13 protein-coding genes are annotated in these 17459 nt (G+C 72.7%); 10 read left to right on the forward strand and 3 right to left on the reverse strand.

Annotated elements, in window-relative coordinates:
* Positions 1-23: 23 nt before the first annotated feature.
* Positions 24-272, reverse strand: a complete 249-nt coding sequence (locus LRS74_RS11665; RefSeq protein WP_277740947.1) for a hypothetical protein — start codon at positions 270-272, stop codon at positions 24-26.
* Positions 273-461: 189 nt separating this feature from the next.
* Between LRS74_RS11665 and LRS74_RS11670 the strand changes: the two genes are divergently transcribed.
* A complete protein-coding gene (locus LRS74_RS11670; RefSeq protein ID WP_277740948.1) occupies positions 462-1409 on the forward strand; it encodes a LysR substrate-binding domain-containing protein in 948 nt (315 codons plus the stop codon).
* An 82-nt stretch (positions 1410-1491) separates the two neighbouring features.
* Here LRS74_RS11670 and LRS74_RS11675 read toward each other — a convergent pair whose 3' ends face one another.
* Positions 1492-3072 carry a ricin-type beta-trefoil lectin domain protein gene (locus LRS74_RS11675; RefSeq protein WP_277740949.1) on the reverse strand — a complete coding sequence of 527 codons (1581 nt, stop codon included), beginning with the start codon at positions 3070-3072 and terminating at the stop codon, positions 1492-1494.
* A 119-nt stretch (positions 3073-3191) separates the two neighbouring features.
* On the opposite strand from LRS74_RS11675, the gene LRS74_RS11680 reads away from it, so the two are divergent.
* From LRS74_RS11680 to LRS74_RS11695, 4 genes are all read left to right on the forward strand, one after another.
* Positions 3192-4628, forward strand: a complete 1437-nt coding sequence (locus LRS74_RS11680) for a class II fumarate hydratase (protein ID WP_277740950.1) — start codon at positions 3192-3194, stop codon at positions 4626-4628.
* Positions 4629-4775: 147 nt separating this feature from the next.
* Positions 4776-5465 carry a DUF402 domain-containing protein gene (locus LRS74_RS11685; protein WP_277740951.1) on the forward strand — a complete coding sequence of 230 codons (690 nt, stop codon included), beginning with the start codon at positions 4776-4778 and terminating at the stop codon, positions 5463-5465.
* A 215-nt stretch (positions 5466-5680) separates the two neighbouring features.
* Positions 5681-6400 carry a class I SAM-dependent methyltransferase gene (locus LRS74_RS11690; RefSeq protein WP_277740952.1) on the forward strand — a complete coding sequence of 240 codons (720 nt, stop codon included), beginning with the start codon at positions 5681-5683 and terminating at the stop codon, positions 6398-6400.
* Between the two features lie 1417 nt (positions 6401-7817).
* Entirely contained in the window at positions 7818-9752 is a 1935-nt protein-coding gene (locus tag LRS74_RS11695) for a SpoIIE family protein phosphatase (protein WP_277744710.1), read from the forward strand.
* A 156-nt stretch (positions 9753-9908) separates the two neighbouring features.
* Here LRS74_RS11695 and LRS74_RS11700 read toward each other — a convergent pair whose 3' ends face one another.
* Positions 9909-12194: a transglycosylase domain-containing protein gene (locus tag LRS74_RS11700; RefSeq protein ID WP_277744712.1), complete on the reverse strand. Its 2286-nt coding sequence runs from the start codon at positions 12192-12194 to the stop codon at positions 9909-9911.
* A gap of 218 nt (positions 12195-12412) precedes the next feature.
* Here LRS74_RS11700 and LRS74_RS11705 point away from each other — a divergent pair, with 218 nt between their 5' ends.
* From LRS74_RS11705 to LRS74_RS11725, 5 genes are all read left to right on the forward strand, one after another.
* Positions 12413-13339 carry an SPFH domain-containing protein gene (locus LRS74_RS11705; RefSeq protein ID WP_277740953.1) on the forward strand — a complete coding sequence of 309 codons (927 nt, stop codon included), beginning with the start codon at positions 12413-12415 and terminating at the stop codon, positions 13337-13339.
* Between the two features lie 10 nt (positions 13340-13349).
* Positions 13350-13652, forward strand: coding sequence for a hypothetical protein (locus LRS74_RS11710; RefSeq protein ID WP_277745049.1), 303 nt, complete (start codon positions 13350-13352; stop codon positions 13650-13652).
* 146 nt (positions 13653-13798) lie between these two features.
* Entirely contained in the window at positions 13799-14323 is a 525-nt protein-coding gene (locus LRS74_RS11715; RefSeq protein ID WP_144381285.1) for a PadR family transcriptional regulator, read from the forward strand.
* Positions 14320-15006, forward strand: coding sequence for an ABC transporter ATP-binding protein (locus LRS74_RS11720; protein ID WP_277740954.1), 687 nt, complete (start codon positions 14320-14322; stop codon positions 15004-15006). The genes LRS74_RS11715 and LRS74_RS11720 overlap by 4 nt, the downstream gene beginning before the upstream one ends.
* Positions 15003-17399 (forward strand): ABC transporter permease, encoded by a 2397-nt coding sequence (locus LRS74_RS11725; protein WP_277740955.1) that lies wholly within the window; start codon positions 15003-15005, stop codon positions 17397-17399. Before LRS74_RS11720 ends, LRS74_RS11725 begins: the two co-directional genes overlap by 4 nt.
* The last annotated feature ends 60 nt before the right edge of the window (positions 17400-17459 follow it).

Consider the following 17459-nt stretch of genomic DNA (forward strand, 5'->3'; position numbering starts at 1 on the left):
CTCCCCCTGCTTTTCACGCACGCTCAGTAGTACAGATAAAGCGAGTAACCGCTGTACTTGTTCTTCTTGCAGTCCCACGGCACGCCGGCGGTGTGGCCGTCCGCGACGCACTTCGACTGGGACGCGTAGTAGCCCGCGTAGTGCCAACTCTTCAGGGCGATCGTCGACGCCGACGGCGCGGCGGGTGCGGCGCTCGCCGCGCCCGCCGTCGCGATTCCGGCACCGAAGAGCAGGGCCGCGGTCATCCCCACGGCGGCGACATTTCTTTTCACCTGAGACACGGTTTCCCCTCGACAGGAAATAAAAGAATGTGTGTGCTGCGCCCCGATTCAGGAGCGCCACCACGCATCCTGGCCCATTCGGAAACCCATTCGGAAGGGCTCATTGATGTGAACGGAGACGCGATTGATAACCTCCCCTGCATGGGGGTGGACGGCTGGCCGTCCAGACAGGGGGGAATCGTGACGAATGAACCGAGCGCGCATCAGTTACGGCTGCTGCTGGTGCTGGCGGAGGAGTTGCACTTCGGCCGGGCGGCCAAGCGGGTGTTCATCAGTCAGCCCGCGTTCAGCCGGCAGATCCGCGCCCTCGAGGGCCACCTGGGAGTGACCCTCGTGGAGCGGTCCACCCGGCAGGTGCGGTTGACGCGGGCGGGGGAGGCGCTGCTGCCCCACATGCGGGCCGCCGTCGACGCCGTCGAGGACCTGCGCCGCGCCGCGGAGGAGCTGGCGCGCCCGCCGTCGGACCGGGTGGTGATCGGCTCCTACATATCGGCCCTGCCCGCCCTGCGCATCCTGCTCGACGAGCTCCGTAAAGACCTCCCGGGCCCGGAGGTCGAGTGGCGTGCCGTCGACAACATCGAGCAGGTGAGGGCGCCGCTGGACGGAGAGGTCGACGCGGTCATCTGCTACGGCCCCATGCCCGCGGAGTTCGAGACGCTGCGGCTGGGCAGCGACGCGCGGTTCGCCTGCCTCCCCGACGCCCATCCGCTGGCGGGGCGCGCGTCGGTGACCCTCGCGGACCTCGCCGACCTGCCCGTCATCGGCTTCTCCCCGCAGGTGCCGCGGGAGTACCGCGCGTTCTGGGCCGCCGATCCACGCCCGGACGGCACCCCGGTGCGGTACACCGACCACACGGCGACCACCCTGGAGGACTGCGTCTCGCTCTGCAGCCTCGGGCATGGCACCCGCCTCATCACCGAGAGCAGCCTCGCCCTCATGCCCAGGCCCGGGGTCCGCTTCGTTCCCGTCACCGACCTGTCCCCGTGCGCGGCCCTGCTCGCCTGGCCGGCGTCCCGGCCGGTCTCCCCCGCCTTCGACGCGATCCTGGCCCTGCTGCGCGCCCACGCCCGTACGACGGACGAGGACACCCTCCGCCGCACCGGCCGACGCTGGTGGAACCCGGCCTGATCCGCGGGGCCGCGCCGAGCGTGGTTCCGCCCCCGACCGTGGCGGCCGGGGGCGGGACCAGCCGTGGCGGTACGAGCGGCGGCTACGCGAAGCGCTGCGCCGCCCCGCCGTCGCAATTCTGGAGCCGTACCGGATCCTTCGGTCCGGCCAGGGTCAGGCACAGGTCGGGCGCGGCCGTCGGACGGAGGGTTCCGGCGGTCCGGGTGAACGTCTGGTTGGCGCCGCCGTGGCAGTTCCACAGGACGAGCGCGGCGCCCGCCGTGTACCTGCTGTCCGGGACGTCCACGCAGCGGTCCTGGGTGAGCGCGCTGTGCAGCGAGCCGCGCTTGGCGTCGTGCCACCACTCCTGGTTGCGGCCGCCGTGGCAGTCCCAGCCGACGACCTTGGCGCCGTTGGCGCTGCTCGCCGCGGAGGCGTCGACGCAGGAGCCGGTGGCGGCGTTCTTCAGCGGGCGGTAGACGTCGTCCCAGGCGCCCTGGAAGAGCACCGGCTTGTTGCCGGAGGCCACGTCGGCGCAGCTCGCCTCGCGCCACCCGGACGCGTACAGCTGGGTCAGGCAGGACGCGAAGGCGCCGTGGCCCCGGAAGTTGGGGTGGAAGGACTGGCGGACCGAGTTGGAGTCCGGCGGGAAGGGGTTGGTCAGGTCGATGTACAGCCCGCGGGCCCAGGTCTCCTCCATGCACACCTCATGGCCGTGGAAGAGCCGCGAGTTGTCGAGGTAGACCGCGCCGGTGCGCTGGGCGACCTGACGCATGCCGCGCTCGAACAGCGGCACCGCGGTGTTGCGGCCCCAGGCGGAGTCCGAGGTGTAGCCGGTGCAGCCGCCCGGCAGCTTGCCCGGGTAGTTCGGGTTGTCCTCGACGTCGGGTCCCACCGGGCTGGGATAGCCCATGACCACTAGGCGGTAGTCGCCGTCGGCGTACCCGGCGTCGCGCATCACGGTGCGCAGGTCCCGCACGGTCGCCTCGACCTTGGGCACCAGGGCGTCGACGCGGGCCCGCCAGCCGGGGTCGTACTTGGGCTCGCAGGTGCCCTGGAGGGTGAACCAGCGCACCACACAGTCCGTCATGACCGGTCCGAACTGCAGGTCGTCGTTGGCCCCGGCGACCAGCAGCACCATCTTGATCCGGGTGTTGCGGGCCTTGATCGCCAGGCTGTCGCTCTGCACCTGTTCGTCGGCGTACTGCTTGCTGCCGCCGATCCTGATGTTGCCGGTGTACGCGCCCGAGCAGGCCACGTTGTAGGTGACGTCGGCCGGGATGCCGGTGCGGTGGATGGCGGCGTCGGGCGAGCGGTGACACCAGTTGTCGGGGCCGTTGGTGCCCGGCTCGTAGGTGCCGACGCCCTCGCCGGATATCTCGCTGTCGCCCAGCGAGATCAGCGCCGACTTGCGCTGGCTCAGCGGCCGCTCGGCGGGGTCGCCGTAGAGCCTGACCGCCTCGGCGGCACGGATCTTCTCCAGCTCCGGGGAGAGCGGGGTGGTCGCGGCGGGGGCGGGCCCCGCGGCGGGGACCGTGGTGGGGGTGGCGGCGCCGGCGGGGGTGATGGCGGCCATCCCGCCGAGCGCGGCGGCGAGGGCGGTGAGCGCCGCCAGCAGGCCGCGCCGGGTCCGGGCGCGGCGTCTCGGGTGGATGGGATGGCTCGCATGGGCTGTGCGCGTCATTGCGCCTCCCGTGGGGTGGGTGTCGTGGCGGTATTAACCAGCCAGTAGTGCAATTTGGGAACACCGGGAACCGGACAAACGCTGGACTTCACAGGTGCTCTACAGGAGGTGGGTCGACGATGACCGCAGCGGGCGGCGAGAACGGCACGATCGGCGAGCGGGACAGCTCGGGCGGGGCGCACCGCGTCGAGCGCGACTCGATGGGTGAGGTGCGGGTGCCCGCCCACGCCAAGTGGCGTGCCCAGACGCAGCGTGCGGTGGAGAACTTCCCGGTCAGCGGGGAGCGGCTGGAGCGGGCGCACATCGCGGCGCTGGCCCGGATCAAGGGGGCCGCCGCGCGGGTCAACGCCGAACTGGGCGTGCTGGACAAGGACATCGCCGAGGCCATCGCCGACGCGGCGGTCGAGGTGGCCGAGGGCCGCTGGGACGACCACTTCCCGGTGGACGTCTTCCAGACCGGCTCCGGCACCTCCTCGAACATGAACACCAACGAGGTGCTCGCCACCCTCGCCGGCGAGCGGCTGGGCCGGTCGGTCCACCCCAACGACCATGTGAACGCGAGCCAGTCGTCCAATGACGTGTTTCCGTCTTCCATCCACATCGCCGCCACCGCCGCCGTCATCGGCGATCTGATCCCGGCGCTGGACCACCTGGGCGCGGCGCTGGAGCGGAAGGCGGCGGAGTTCACGGACGTGGTCAAGGCGGGGCGCACCCATCTCATGGACGCCACCCCGGTGACCCTGGGTCAGGAGTTCGGCGGCTACGCGGCGCAGGTGCGGTACGGGGTGGAGCGGCTGCGCGCCTCGCTGCCCCGGCTCGCCGAACTGCCGCTGGGCGGCACCGCCGTCGGCACCGGCATCAACACCCCGCCGGGCTTCTCGGCCGCGGTCATCGCCGAGGTGGCCCGCGCCACCGGGCTGCCGCTGACCGAGGCCCGCGACCACTTCGAGGCGCAGGGGGCGCGGGACGGCCTGGTGGAGACCTCCGGCCAGCTGCGCACCATCGCGGTCGGCCTCACCAAGATCTCCAACGATCTGCGCTGGATGGCCTCGGGTCCGCGCACCGGACTCGCCGAGATCAACCTGCCCGATCTGCAGCCCGGCTCCTCGATCATGCCGGGGAAGGTCAACCCGGTCATCCCGGAGGCGGTCCTGATGGTCGCCGCCCAGGTCGTCGGCAACGACGCCACCGTGGCCACCGCCGGCGCCGCCGGCAACTTCGAGCTGAACGTGATGCTGCCGGTCATCGCCAAGAACCTGCTGGAGTCGGTGCGGCTGCTGGCCAACGCCGCCCGGCTGCTGGCCGACCGCACCGTCGACGGGATCACCGCCAACGTCGACCGCGCCCGGGAGTACGCGGAGTCCTCGCCCTCCGTGGTCACCCCGCTCAACCGCTACATCGGCTACGAGGAGGCCGCCAAGGTCGCCAAGAGGTCGCTGGCGGAGCGCAAGACCATCCGCGAGGTGGTCATCGAATCGGGCTATGTCGAGCGCGGAGCACTGACGCTGGAGCAGCTCGACGAGGCGCTGGACGTGCTGCGGATGACCCGGCCGTAGGCCACGTCGGACCCGGTCCCGGGGGTGTTCGCGCGCCCCGGGACCGGGTCCCTGGCCGCTGCCCCCGCCGGCCCGTACCGACGGGCTTCACCGACCGCTGCGGCTTACGTCACGGCACCGAAACCGCGACCCCCCTAAGATCTGCGCATGACAGCGGACACGGTGGAGACCACGGGCACGGCAGGCGGCACCGCCCCTTGGGCACCGGGGGATCACATCCTGTGGCGCTACCGCGGGAACGCCACCGACCGCATCCACATCTGCCGTCCCGTCACCGTCGTCCAGGACAGCCCGGAGCTGCTGGCGGTCTGGCTGGCGCCGGGCACCGCCTGCGTCCGGCCGCGGCTGGCGGACGGCACCTCGGTGCACCGCGAGCCGCTGCCCACCCGCTACACCAAGCCGCGCACCACCGCGCGGTCGACCTGGTTCGGCACCGGGGTGCTCAAGCTGGCCCGGCCCGACGAGCCGTGGTCGGTGTGGCTGTTCTGGGACCACGACTGGCGCTTCAAGAACTGGTACGTGAACCTGGAGGAGCCGCGCCACCGCTGGAGCGGGGGCGTGGACTCCGAGGACCACTTCCTGGACATCGCGGTCTACCCGGACCGCAGCTGGGAATGGAAGGACGAAGACGAGTTCGCGCAGGCGCAGCGGGCCGGGCTGATGGCCGCCGAGCAGGCGGCGCGGGTACGGGCCGCGGGCCGGGCCGCCGTCGAACGCATCTCGTCCTGGGGCGCGCCGTTCCGGGAGGGCTGGGAGGACTGGCGGCCGGACCCGTCCTGGACCGTCCCGGCGCTCCCGGCCGACTGGGACCGCGCCCCGACGCCGCTCGGGTCATGAGGCGCCACGAACCGCTTGCTGTACCCCTGTGTTTCAAACGTAGGATCGTCGTCCGGAAGACTGCGCCGGCGACGGCGGAAACAGAGAATGCGAAAAGCGGAAATTGACGCATCGAATGTTCCGGATGCAGCCGCGCGAACGGCGGGTGACGCGGAAGATTTGACGCACCGCCACATCGGCGGCACTCGGCGCATGGTCACAGGAGGGGCGGAGTCGTGAGCGGTGACGGCGGCTACGACGGCGTGGGGGAAGGTTACGCGGGCTTCGACCGGTTAGCGCTGGACCGTACCGGCCAGGCGGAGGCGTTCGACGCCATCGGCGACCGGTATGACGTGGCGTTCCCGCACAAGGAGGGCCAGCTCCACACCGGTCACTGGCTCGCCTCGTCCCTCCCCGCCGGCTCTCGGGTGCTGGACGTCGGCTGTGGCACCGGTCTGCCCACGGCCCGTCAGCTGGTCGACGCGGGGCACGAGGTGGTCGGCGTCGACTTCTCCCCCGGCATGCTCAGGCTGGCCCGGGAGAACGTTCCTGCGGCCGCCTTCCATCTGGTGGACCTCGCGGATCTGCGGCCGGGCGGCCGCTTCGGCCCGCGCGGCTCGCGTGACCTGGGCACCTTCGACGGCATCACGGCCTTCTTCTCGCTGCTGATGCTTCCACGCGCGGAGATTCCGCACGCGCTGCGGACGCTGCACGCCCTGCTGAGACCCGGGGGCCTGCTGGGGCTTTCCATGGTCGAGGCGGACGTGGACGACTTCTCGATACCGTTCCTGGGGCACACGATCCGGGTATCGGGTTACCTGCGGGATGAACTGCGGCAGGTCGTGCGCGATGCGGGGTTCGAGGTCACCGGGGAGGAATCCCACGCGTACGCCCCGGCCAGTACGGATGTACCGCCCGAGATCCAGCTCTTCCTGCACTGCCGACGCCGTGCCTGACACGGTGCGCCCGAGCGAGCAGGGCGCGCGGCCCCGGACGGATGGAAACCCACGCGTGACGGAGCACCCGATCTCCCCCGACGAACGGCAGGCCGCCCCACCTGCCGCGGCTTCGGACGTCCCGAACCCGGCGGAGCGGCGGCGGCAGCGTCCGCAGGCCGAGGCGCCCGGCCCCCGCACGGCCCAGCGCCCCACGACGGCGCCGGGCCGCGGTGTGTCGCGCGCGGGCACGGGCCGGGCGGCCGGCGAGGTCCCCCCGTGTCCCGGCACGGACGCCGGGGGCGACGGCCGGCGGGACCGCGCCGTAGAGGTGACGGTTCTTCAGGACGCGACCGGGGGCGGGACTTCCGACCACCGGTCGGAGCACGGGTGGGACACCGGCCGCGAGTCGGGCCCGCGCGAAGCCCTCGGTTCCGCGGCCGGGGCCGGGCCCGGTTCGGGGTCCGGGCCCGTTCCCGGCTCGGGGCCCGGCTCCGGCTCCGGCTCCCCGGAGACGCGGGGCGAGCGGCCCGAGGAGCACCCGGGCCGGCCCGACGACGCCGCGCGGCGCGCCCCGGGCTCCTCCGGGGTGCCCGGCGAGCCGGCTCCGGCGGATCCGGGCCGGCCCTCCCGCCGACGGCCGTCCCGCTCCCCGCAGCGGGCCGAGGCGCGGCCGGACGAGTCGCCCGACACCCCGACCGAGCCGCTTCCGGTCCCCGGCGCCCGCCGCCGAGGCCGGGGCACCGGCCGCCGCCGGACCGACGACTCCCGCACGCCCCATGGCCACGACCGGGCGGACACCTCCGGCGGCGGCGCCTCCGGCCGTGCCCGGCGGGCCCCGGACCGCGAACCCGCGGCCGAGGACCCGCACACCACCGCCCGCCCGCACGGACCCGCCGAAGGCGACGCGCCCCACCGTGACCGGGAGCAAGCCCGGGACCGGCGGACCGAGAGCCGCGCCGACGGCCCGAAGGGCCCGCGCGGGCGAACCGTACGCACCGGCGACGCCCCGGAGGGCGTCGCCGCGTCCGGGGCCGAGCACGGCACGGCGGGCGGCGGGACGTCGGCCGGAGGCGCGGACGACGCCGCGCACCCGCACGGGCGGAGCGGCGCGCCGCTCGACCGCGACCGGCGGGCCGCGGAGCGCGCGCACGACGCCACCGAGGAGCCCGAAGGGGACCGGCGGGCGGGCCGTGCGCGCGGGCGGACAGGACGGGACGGCGGTACGGGCGGGACGGCGGACGGTTCGGCCGGCCCCCGCTCGGGGCGGCCGCGGGGTCGTGCCACGGGCTCGGAGGGTGAACGTGAGGGGCAGCAGTCGGCCGGTGTCGGCCGGGGGACCGAGGCGCACGGGCGCCCGGACCAGCGTGGCGCGGCCGGGAAGCGGCCGGCGCGTGATGGGGGCGGCACCGGCGGCGGCGCGTCCGCACCGGGCGCGGTGCCCGGGGCGCGACGGCGGGCGAGCGGCGGTCGGGCCGGACGTGACCGGGAGGCCGCGGCGCAGGCGGCGGGGCAAGGACGTGGCGAGATGACAGGCGATGCCGGGCAGGTGGGACAGATGGCGGCTTTGGGCGAGGCCACCCGGGTACCCCCGGTCGACTCCTCGCGGACGGTGCCGCCTCCGGGCGGCAGCGACGTACCGGAGTCGGCGGCGGCCCGGGACCGGGGCGGCGACCGGCTGCGGTTCGTCGGCGCGGCCACCCGCCGCATCGCGCGCGGCATAGACCTCGACGAGATCGTGCTGGGCCTGTGCCGGGCCACCGTGCCGACCTTCGCCGACGCGATCCTGGTCTATCTGCGCGACCCGCTGCCGGTCGGCGACGAGCGGCCGGTGGGCCCGGTGGTGCTGCGGCTGCGCCGTACCGACCGGATCCCGGAGGAGCCGGACACCGAGGGGGTGCGGATGCCGCTGCTGCCCGCCCAGCCGGACCTGTCGCCCTTCATGGCCGGCGGGCCGGCCAGCGAGCTGTGCGAGGTGGAGCCGGGCGGGCCGCTGGCCGAGGTGTTGCGCGGGGTGCGTCCGGTCTTCGGCGACTCGCCCGCCGCCCGCGCCGCGCTCCCCGAACTGCTCGGGGACGGGCGTTCGGTGGCGAGGGGCCAGCGCACCGTGCTGGCGCCGCTGCGCGGCCGCCGGCGGGTGATCGGCGCCGCCGTCTTCGTACGGCGTCTCGACCGGCCGCCGTTCGAGAACGACGACCTGCTCGTCGCCGCTCAGTTGGCCACTCACACCGCGCTCGGTGTGGACAAGGCGGTGCTGTACGGCCGCGAGGTCTACATCGCGGACGAGTTGCAGCGCACCATGCTGCCGGACTCCCTGCCGCAGCCCACCGGGGTCCGGCTGGCCAGCCGCTATCTGCCCGCCGCGGAGACGGCGCGGGTCGGCGGCGACTGGTACGACGCGATCCCGCTGCCGGGCAACCGGGTGGCGCTGGTGGTGGGCGACGTCATGGGGCACTCCATGACCTCCGCCGCGATCATGGGCCAGCTGCGGACCACCGCGCAGACCCTGGCCGGGCTGGATCTGCCGCCGCAGGAGGTGTTGCACCACCTCGACGAGCAGGCGCAGCGGCTGGGCACCGACCGCATGGCGACCTGTCTGTACGCGGTCTACGACCCGGTGGCGCACCGCATCGTGGTGGCCAACGCGGGCCATCCGCCGCCGGTTCTGCTGCATCGCGGCGGCCGGGCCGAGGTGCTGCGGGTGCCGCCGGGCGCGCCGATCGGGGTCGGCGGGGTGGACTTCGAGGCGGTGGAGCTGGACGCGCCCGCCGGCGCGACCCTGCTGCTGTACACCGACGGCCTGGTCGAGTCGCGGATGCGGGACGTGTGGACGGGGATCGAGCAGCTGCGGGAGCGGCTGACCGCCACCGCCCGGCTGACCGGCTCCAACCCGCCGCCGCTGGAGCCGCTGTGCGACGAGGTCCTGGACATGCTGGGCCCCGGGGACCGGGACGACGATGTGGCGCTCCTGGCCGCCCGGTTCGAGGGGATCGCGCCCAGCGACGTCGCGTACTGGTTCCTGGACCCCAAGGCCCAGACCGCCGGGCAGGCGCGGCGGCTGGCCCGCCGGGCGCTGGCCCGCTGGGGCCTGGAGGAGCTCTCCGACTCGGTCGAACTGCTGGTCAGCGAGGTGGTCACCAACGCCGTGCGGTACGCGGAACGGCCCATCACGCTGCGTCTGTTGCGCACCGACGTGCTGCGCTGCGAGGTGGGCGACGACGTGCCGCAGCTGCCCCGGCTGCGCCAGGCTCGCCCCTCCGACGAGGGCGGGCGTGGGCTCTACCTGGTCAACCGGCTGGCCCGACGCTGGGGCGCGACCCGGCTGAGCACGGGGAAGGTGGTCTGGTTCGAGCTGGCGATGCCCACGGGGTGAGCGACCGCTCGGACCTCGGCCGCCACGGCCCCGGGCTTCCCGAGGACCGGGAGGCCCGGGGAGCCGGGCGAGCGACCCGCGGCCGACAACGACCCGGCCCCGCCGCGTACCGAGGGGGTACGGGGCGGGGCCGGGTCGTGTCGCGGGGGGAGGCCGTCAGTCCTGACGGCGGAGTTCGGGCTCCGGGTCCTCCGTGCTCGGCTCGTCCGTCGGTTCCTGCGTCGGCGTCTGCGTGGTCTTCGTGGGCGTCGGCGTCTGCGTGGTCCTCGTCGGCGTCGGAGTCGTCGGAGTCTGGGTCTCCTTCGTCTTCGTCGGCGTCGGGGTCTCCGTCTCCTTGGTCTTCGTCGGCGTCGGAGTCTCCGTGGTGGGCTTGGAGGTCGGCGACTGCGTCTGCGGCGCCTGCGTCCGCACCGGGGAGGCGGCCGGGCCGAGGTCGGATTCCAGGTCGAACGTGGCGGCCTCCTTGCCGCTGAGCGCGGCGTTCATATAGGCCGCCCAGATCTTGGCCGGGAAACCGCCGCCGTTGATCCGCTTCTTGCCGGCCACGCCGTACATCGCGACCTGGGCGCCCCGCTTGACCTCACCCTTGTCCTCGGGCTGCTCGCCGAACATGGCGACCGCGGTGACCAGGTTCGGGGTGTAGCCGACGAACCAGGCGGACTTGTTGTCGTCGGAGGTGCCGGTCTTGCCCGCGACCTCCTGGCCCAGGCTCTGCACCTCCTTGCCGGTGCCGTCGTCGACGACGCCGGTCAGCAGCTTGGTGACCGCGTCGGCGCTGTCCCGGCTGATCACCTGGCCGCCGACCGGCTCGGGCAGCCCGTCGACCTCGGCGTCGCGCTTCACGGCGGACTTCACCACCCGGGGGGTGACCAGCTTCCCGTGGTTGTCGAGGCTGGCGTAGACGCCGGCCATCTCCAGCGGGCTGGCGCCCATGACGCCCAGCGCCATCGAGGGGCGCTCGACGAATCCGCTCGTCTTCGGGTCCATGCCGAGCTTGACCGCGGTCTGCTTGACCCGGTCGACGCCGACGTCGGCGCCCATCTGGGCGAAGACGGAGTTGACCGAGTGGGCCATCGCCTCCCGGACCGTGATCGGGCCGAAGTCGACGTTGTCCTCGTTCGGCGGCGCGAAGGGGACGGAGCCGCCGACGACCGGGCGCCGGCTGTCGCCGTCGTAGATCGTGTTGGACCGGATCGCGACCCCGTCGCGGGTCTTGGACCCGTCCTCCAGCGCGGCGGCGTAGACCAGCGGCTTGAAGGTGGAGGCCGCCTGGTAGTCGGTGCGGGTGGCGTTGTTGACGTAGTGCTTGGTGTACCCCGCGCCGCCGTAGAGGGCGAGCACCTCGCCGGTCTTCGGGTCGACGGAGGCGGCGCCGGTCTGCGCGACCCCGTCCACCGGGCGCTTCTTGGGGTCGAGCTTGTCGGTCAGCTGCTTCTCGACCGCGCTCTCCAGCTGCTTCTGCTGGTCCTTGTCGATGTTGAGAGTGATCGTGTAGCCGCCGGCCGCGAGCTCCTTCTCGTCCACCCCGGCCTTGTACAACTCCTGGTTGGCGGCGTTGACCAGATAGCCCTTGCGGCCTTCGAGGCCGGATATCGGGCGCGGCTCGATGGGGATGGGGAAGTCCATCCCCTTGCGCCGGCCGGCGTCGAGCCACTCCTTCTCGACCATGTTGTCGAGGACGTAGTGCCAGCGCTCCTTGACCAGCTTCCTGCCGTTGGGCCCGGCCGCCTGCCAGTCGTACTGGCTGGGGGCCTGGAGCACCGCGGCGAGGTAGGCGCCCTGCTCGACGGTGAGCTTCTCGACGGGCTTGTTGTAGTACGCCCGGGCGGCCGCCTGGATGCCGTAGGCGCCGCGGCCGTAGTAGCTGGTGTTGATGTACCCCTCGAGGATGTAGTCCTTGGACTTCTCCTTGTCGACCTTGAGGGAGATGATCAGCTCCTTGACCTTGCGGCTGACCGTCTGCTCCTGGCTCAGGTAGTAGTTCTTGACGTACTGCTGGGTGATGGTCGAACCACCCTGCTTGCCCTTGCCGAGCATGGTGTTGATGATGCCGCGCGCGGTGCCCGAGATGGAGACGCCGGAGTCCGTGTAGAAGTCCTTGTTCTCCGCGGCGACGAAGGTGTGCTGCACCTCCTCGGGCACCTTGGAGAGGGAGACCAGCTCGCGGTTGACGTCACCGGTGCGGGCCAGCGGGGTGCCGTCGCGGTAGGTGTAGACGTTGCCCTGGGCCTTGGCCAGCGCGTTGGCCGGCGGGATCTTGATGATCAGGTACAGGGTGATGAAGGCGCCGATGACCAGGACGCACACCGTCAGGAAGTAGACCAGCAGCAACTTCCAGGTGAAGAAGCGGCGTATGCCTTTCTTCTTGGTCTTCCCCTTCGCGGCTCTCTGCGCCGCGCGGGCGCCCTTCTGCCGCGCCCGTCGCTCGTCCGCTCGGCCCATCGTGTCCCGCCGCTCCAGTCCGTTCCTTCTGCCCCCAAGCCAGCTCATGAAGCTAACACCGCTTCTGTCATCAAACGGGGGCCCATCACACCTTTTCCGGGCGTGACAAACAGCACCCGTCCCACGGGAACTGACGCCCGAGTTGCACCCAGGGTTGTGCAGGGCATTAAAGTGATAGCACTTTGCTAGACCAGGCAGATCACTTTGGGGGAACTCTCATGTCCGCGACCGACCTCTCCGCCCCGGCGCCGGCGATCCGGGAGCGCGCAGCGCGCAGCGTCCACGGCGGTCTCGCCCTGTTGGCCGGGCTGGCCGGGATGCTCGCCGGCTCGGGCGCCATCTACGCGGGCGCGGCGTTCCTCGCCGACGGCAAGGGCGGCGGCCTGGGCGGCGGGCTCATCGTCACGGGGATCACGCTGGCCCTGGCCGGGATCATCTCGCTGTGCGGGCTGAACACGGTGGCGCCGGGCGAGGCCCGCGTCGTCCAGCTCTTCGGCCGCTACCGGGGCACCATCCGCGAGGACGGCCTGCGCTGGGTCAACCCCTTCACCAGCCGGGAGAAGATCTCCACTCGGGTGCGCAACCACGAGACCGCGGTGCTCAAGGTGAACGACGCCTACGGCAACCCCATCGAGGTCGCCTCGGTGGTCGTCTGGAAGGTGGAGGACACCGCGCGGGCGCTGTTCGAGGTCGACGACTTCGAGGAGTTCGTGGCGACGCAGACCGAGGCCGCCGTGCGGCACATCGCCATGGAGTACCCGTACGACGCGCACGACGAGGCCGACCTGTCGCTCCGGGCCAACGCCGACGAGATCACCGAGAAGCTCGCCGTCGAACTGCACGCCCGCGCCGAGGCGGCGGGTGTGCAGATCGTCGAGTCCCGCTTCACCCACCTCGCGTACGCTCCTGAGATCGCCTCGGCGATGCTCCAGCGGCAGCAGGCGGGCGCGGTCGTCGCGGCGCGCCAGCAGATCGTGGAGGGCGCGGTCGGTATGGTCGAGCAGGCCCTGGCGCGGATCGCGGAACAGGACATCGTGGAGCTGGACGAGGAGCGCAAGGCGGCCATGGTCAGCAATCTGATGGTGGTGCTGTGTGGCGACCGCGCCCCGCAGCCGGTGCTCAACACGGGCTCCCTCTACCAGTGACGGCACGCCGGTGACGGATGACGCACGTCCCACGGATCCCGGCCCCGAGAACGGGCCGGGACCGGGACCGGATGAGCCCTCCACCGAGGGGACGCCGGGGGCACGCCCCGCGCGGCGCGCCCCCCAGCGCAAGCAGATGCTGCTGCGCCTCGACCCCGCGATCCACGACGCCCTCGCCCGCTGGGCCAACGACGAGTTCCGCAGCGCCAACGCGCAGATCGAGTACCTCCTCCGCAAGGCGCTGGCCGACGCGGGGCGCCTCCCGAAGACGGCGGGCCCCCTGCCACGGCGGGGCCGACCCCCCAAGGACTGACGCCCGCCGACACGGCGGGCGTCAGCCCGTTTCCTGAGACCCACCCAACCCCCACCCGATTCCCGAGAAACCGCTCTGACCTGCGGAAACCCGCTACTCTCCCCGTCTATACACTTCAGGTATACGCATGATGTAGAGTGCTCGGCATGTCAATCGGCCACACCTTGCTCGGACTCCTGGAGTCCGGTCCGCGCCATGGCTACGACCTGAAGCGGGCCTTCGACGAGCGTTTCGGACACGACCGCCCGCTGCACTACGGGCAGGTCTACTCGACCATGTCGCGGCTGCTGAAGCACGGCCTCGTCGAGGTCGACGGGATAGAGCACGGCGGCGGACCCGAGCGGAAGCGCTACGCCATCACCGACGCGGGGATCACCGACGTCGAGCAGTGGCTGGCGCAGCCGGAGAAGCCGGAGCCGTACCTCCAGTCGACGCTGTACACCAAGGTCGTGCTGGCGCTGATGACCGGCCGCGACGCCGCCGACATCCTGGACGTGCAGCGCGCCACCCATCTGCGCCTGATGCGCGACCTCACCCAGCGCAAGCGCGGCGGCGACCTCGCCGACCAGTTGATCTGCGACCACGCCCTGTTCCACCTGGAGGCCGACCTGCGATGGCTGGAACTGACCGCGGCCCGACTCGACCAGCTCGCGAAGGCGGTGCGCGCGTGAACCTCGACGGCTCCCTGCTCGGCGCCACCAGCCTGGTCAAGGCGTACGGCCCCACCCCCGCGCTCGACGGCGCGAACTTCTCCATCCACGCCGGCGAGGTCGTCGCCGTGATGGGCCCCTCCGGCTCCGGCAAGTCCACCCTGCTGCACTGTCTGGCCGGCATCGTCCGCCCGGACGCGGGCGCCGTGCACTACAACGGCCGCGAGCTGTCCGCGATGTCGGACGCCGAGCGCAGCGCGCTACGCCGCGGCGAGTTCGGCTTCGTCTTCCAGTTCGGCCAGCTCGTCCCCGAGCTGACCTGCGTGGAGAACGTGGCGCTGCCGCTGCGACTCAACGGGGTCAAGCGCAGGGAGGCCGAGAGCCGGGCGGCGAACTGGCTGGCGCGGCTGGAGGTCGACGACGTGGCGGGCAAGCGGCCCGGCGAGATATCCGGCGGCCAGGGCCAGCGGGTGGCGGTCGCCCGCTCGCTGGTGACCAGCCCGCGGGTGGTCTTCGCCGACGAGCCCACCGGCGCCCTCGACTCGCTCAACGGCGAGCGCGTGATGCAACTGCTCACCGAGGCGGCCCGGGACACCCAGGCGGCCGTCGTCCTGGTCACCCACGAGCCGCGTGTGGCCGCGTACTCCGACCGCGAGGTCGTGGTGCGCGACGGCAAGGCGCGTGACATGGCGGGCGTGGGATGAGCATCGAGCACGACACCCGGCAGACCGGCCCCGGCGGCCGCGTCGGCGTCGCCCGCTGGGCGGCCGACCTCGCCATGGGCGCCCGGTTCGCCCTGACCGGCGGCCGCGAGGGCTGGACCCGCACCATCCTGACCTCGCTCGGCGTCGGCCTCGGCGTCGTCCTGCTGCTGATGGCCGCCTCGGTGCCGAACCTGATCCCGGCCCGGGAGCACCGCGGCGACGCCCGCTCGGTCATGGTGTCGAACGATCCGGAGCCCGCGCGGGGTCCCGACACGCTGTTGGTGAGCAACACCGGCACCCAGTTCCACGACCGGGACATCTCCGGCGTACGGATGCACCCCGACGGCGCCGAGGCCCCCCTCCCCCCGGGCGTGGACCGGATGCCCAAGCCCGGCGAGATGGTGATCTCCCCCGCTCTGAAGGAGCTCCTGGACTCCGAGCCGCTGCTGAAGAAGCGCTTCGCGGAGCGGATCGTCGGCACCATCGACGACGAGGGCCTGCTGGGCCCGCAAGAGCTCTACTACTACGCCGGGGCCGAGGCCGCGGAGACGACCTCCTCCAACGGAGGGTTCCACCGCATCGACCACTGGGGCACCACGACCGAGAGCGGCCCGCTGCCGCCGCCGCTGGTACTGCTGATCATCATCGGCTGTGTGGTGCTGCTGCTCCCGGTGGCCATCTTCATCGCCACCGCCGTCCGCTTCGGCGGCGAGCGCCGGGACCGGCGGCTGGCCGCGCTGCGCCTGGTCGGCGCGGACAGCCATATGACGCGGCGGATCGCCGCGGGCGAGGCGGTGTTCGGCTCGCTCGTCGGGCTCGCGGTGGGCGCCGTGCTGTTCCTGCTGGCACGCGAGCTCATCGAGGGCGTGGAGATCCAGGGCGTCAGCTTCTTCTCGCGCGACGTCCGGCCGTCCGTGCTGCTGGCCACGCTGATCGCGCTGGCGGTGCCGGCCGCGGCGGTGCTGGTCACCCTCTTCGCGCTGCGCGGCATCGCCATCGAGCCGCTGGGCGTCGTCCGCAACACCCGGCCCCGGCGCCGCCGGCTGTGGTGGCGGCTGGTGCTCCCGGTCCTCGGCTTCGGTCTGCTGGTGCCTCTGGTGGGGCACGACCTCGCCGGAAACCGGGAGACCTACCAGGTCGCCGCGGGCGCCGTACTGGTGCTGATCGGTACCACCGCGCTGCTGCCCTGGGTGATCGAAGCCGCGGTCGAGCGCTTCCGCGGTGGTCCGGTGCCCTGGCAGCTGGCCACCCGCCGGCTCCAGCTCAGCAGCGGCACGGCGGCGCGCGCGGTCAGCGGCATCACGGTCGCGGTGGCCGGCGCCATCGCCATCCAGATGCTGTTCGTCAGCGTGCAGGACGAGCACACTCAGGACACCGGGCAGGACACCAGTCGGGCCCAGTTCTCCACCGCGATCCCCGTGCGCGACGGCGCGGACGCCCAGGCGGCGCTGAAGAAGTTCGGCGCCACCGCGGGGGTGCGCGAGGTGCGCGGCCTGGTGTCCGCCAGCGCCGCGGAGCTGCCCGCCGGGAAGAAGCCCGCGGAGGACCCCGCCACCACGGGGCTGTACGTCGGCGACTGCGCCGCGCTGCGCGAGGTCGCGCGGATCGACGGCTGCAAGGACGGCGACGTCTTCTACACCCTGTACCCGGACGACCCGAGCGCCGCCTTCATCAAGCCGGGCGCCCAGCTCAACCTGGAGACCCCGCGCTACTCCTGGGACGGCGAGCTGGAGCCGCAGCGCACCGCCCGACCGTGGACCATCCCTGCTTCGGCCCGCGAGGTGCCGACCCGGCCGGACCCGATGGGCTGGGAGACGATCGGCGTCCTGGCCACCCCGGGCGCCCTCGACATCCGCACGCTCAGCGAGCCGGAGGCCATCGCCTGGCTGACGCTGGACCACGGCGACGCGGAGGCCGTCGAGCACGTCCGCAACACCGACGCCGCACTGAACCCGCAGATGCGCGGGTGGGCGATGATGTCGACCGAGGAGTCGCGCGAGTTCGCGAGCATCCGCCGCGGGCTGTTCATCGGAGCCACGGCCACGCTGCTGCTGATCGGCGCCAGCATGATCGTCTCCACCCTGGAGCAACTCCGCGAACGCCGCCGACTGCTGTCGGTCCTGGTCGCCTTCGGTACCCGGCGCTCCACTCTCAGCTGGTCCGTACTGTGGCAGACCACCGTCCCGGTCGTCATCGGCCTCGCGCTCTCCATCACCGGCGGACTCGCCCTCGGCGCCTTCCTGCTGAAGATGGTCGAGCGGCCGATATCCGTGGACTGGGCCGGCGTCCTCATGATGACCGGCATCGGCGCGGGCGTGATCGCCCTGGTCACCCTGGTCACGTTGCCGCCCCTGTGGCGGATGATGCGCCCGGACGGTCTCCGCACGGAGTAGCCGAACGGCGCCGACCACACGACGGTGGGGGCGGGAGGGGCGACCCTCCCGCCCCCACCC

This window comes from Streptomyces sp. LX-29 (assembly GCF_029541745.1).
In the GTDB taxonomy this organism is placed as follows: Bacteria; Actinomycetota; Actinomycetes; order Streptomycetales; family Streptomycetaceae; genus Streptomyces.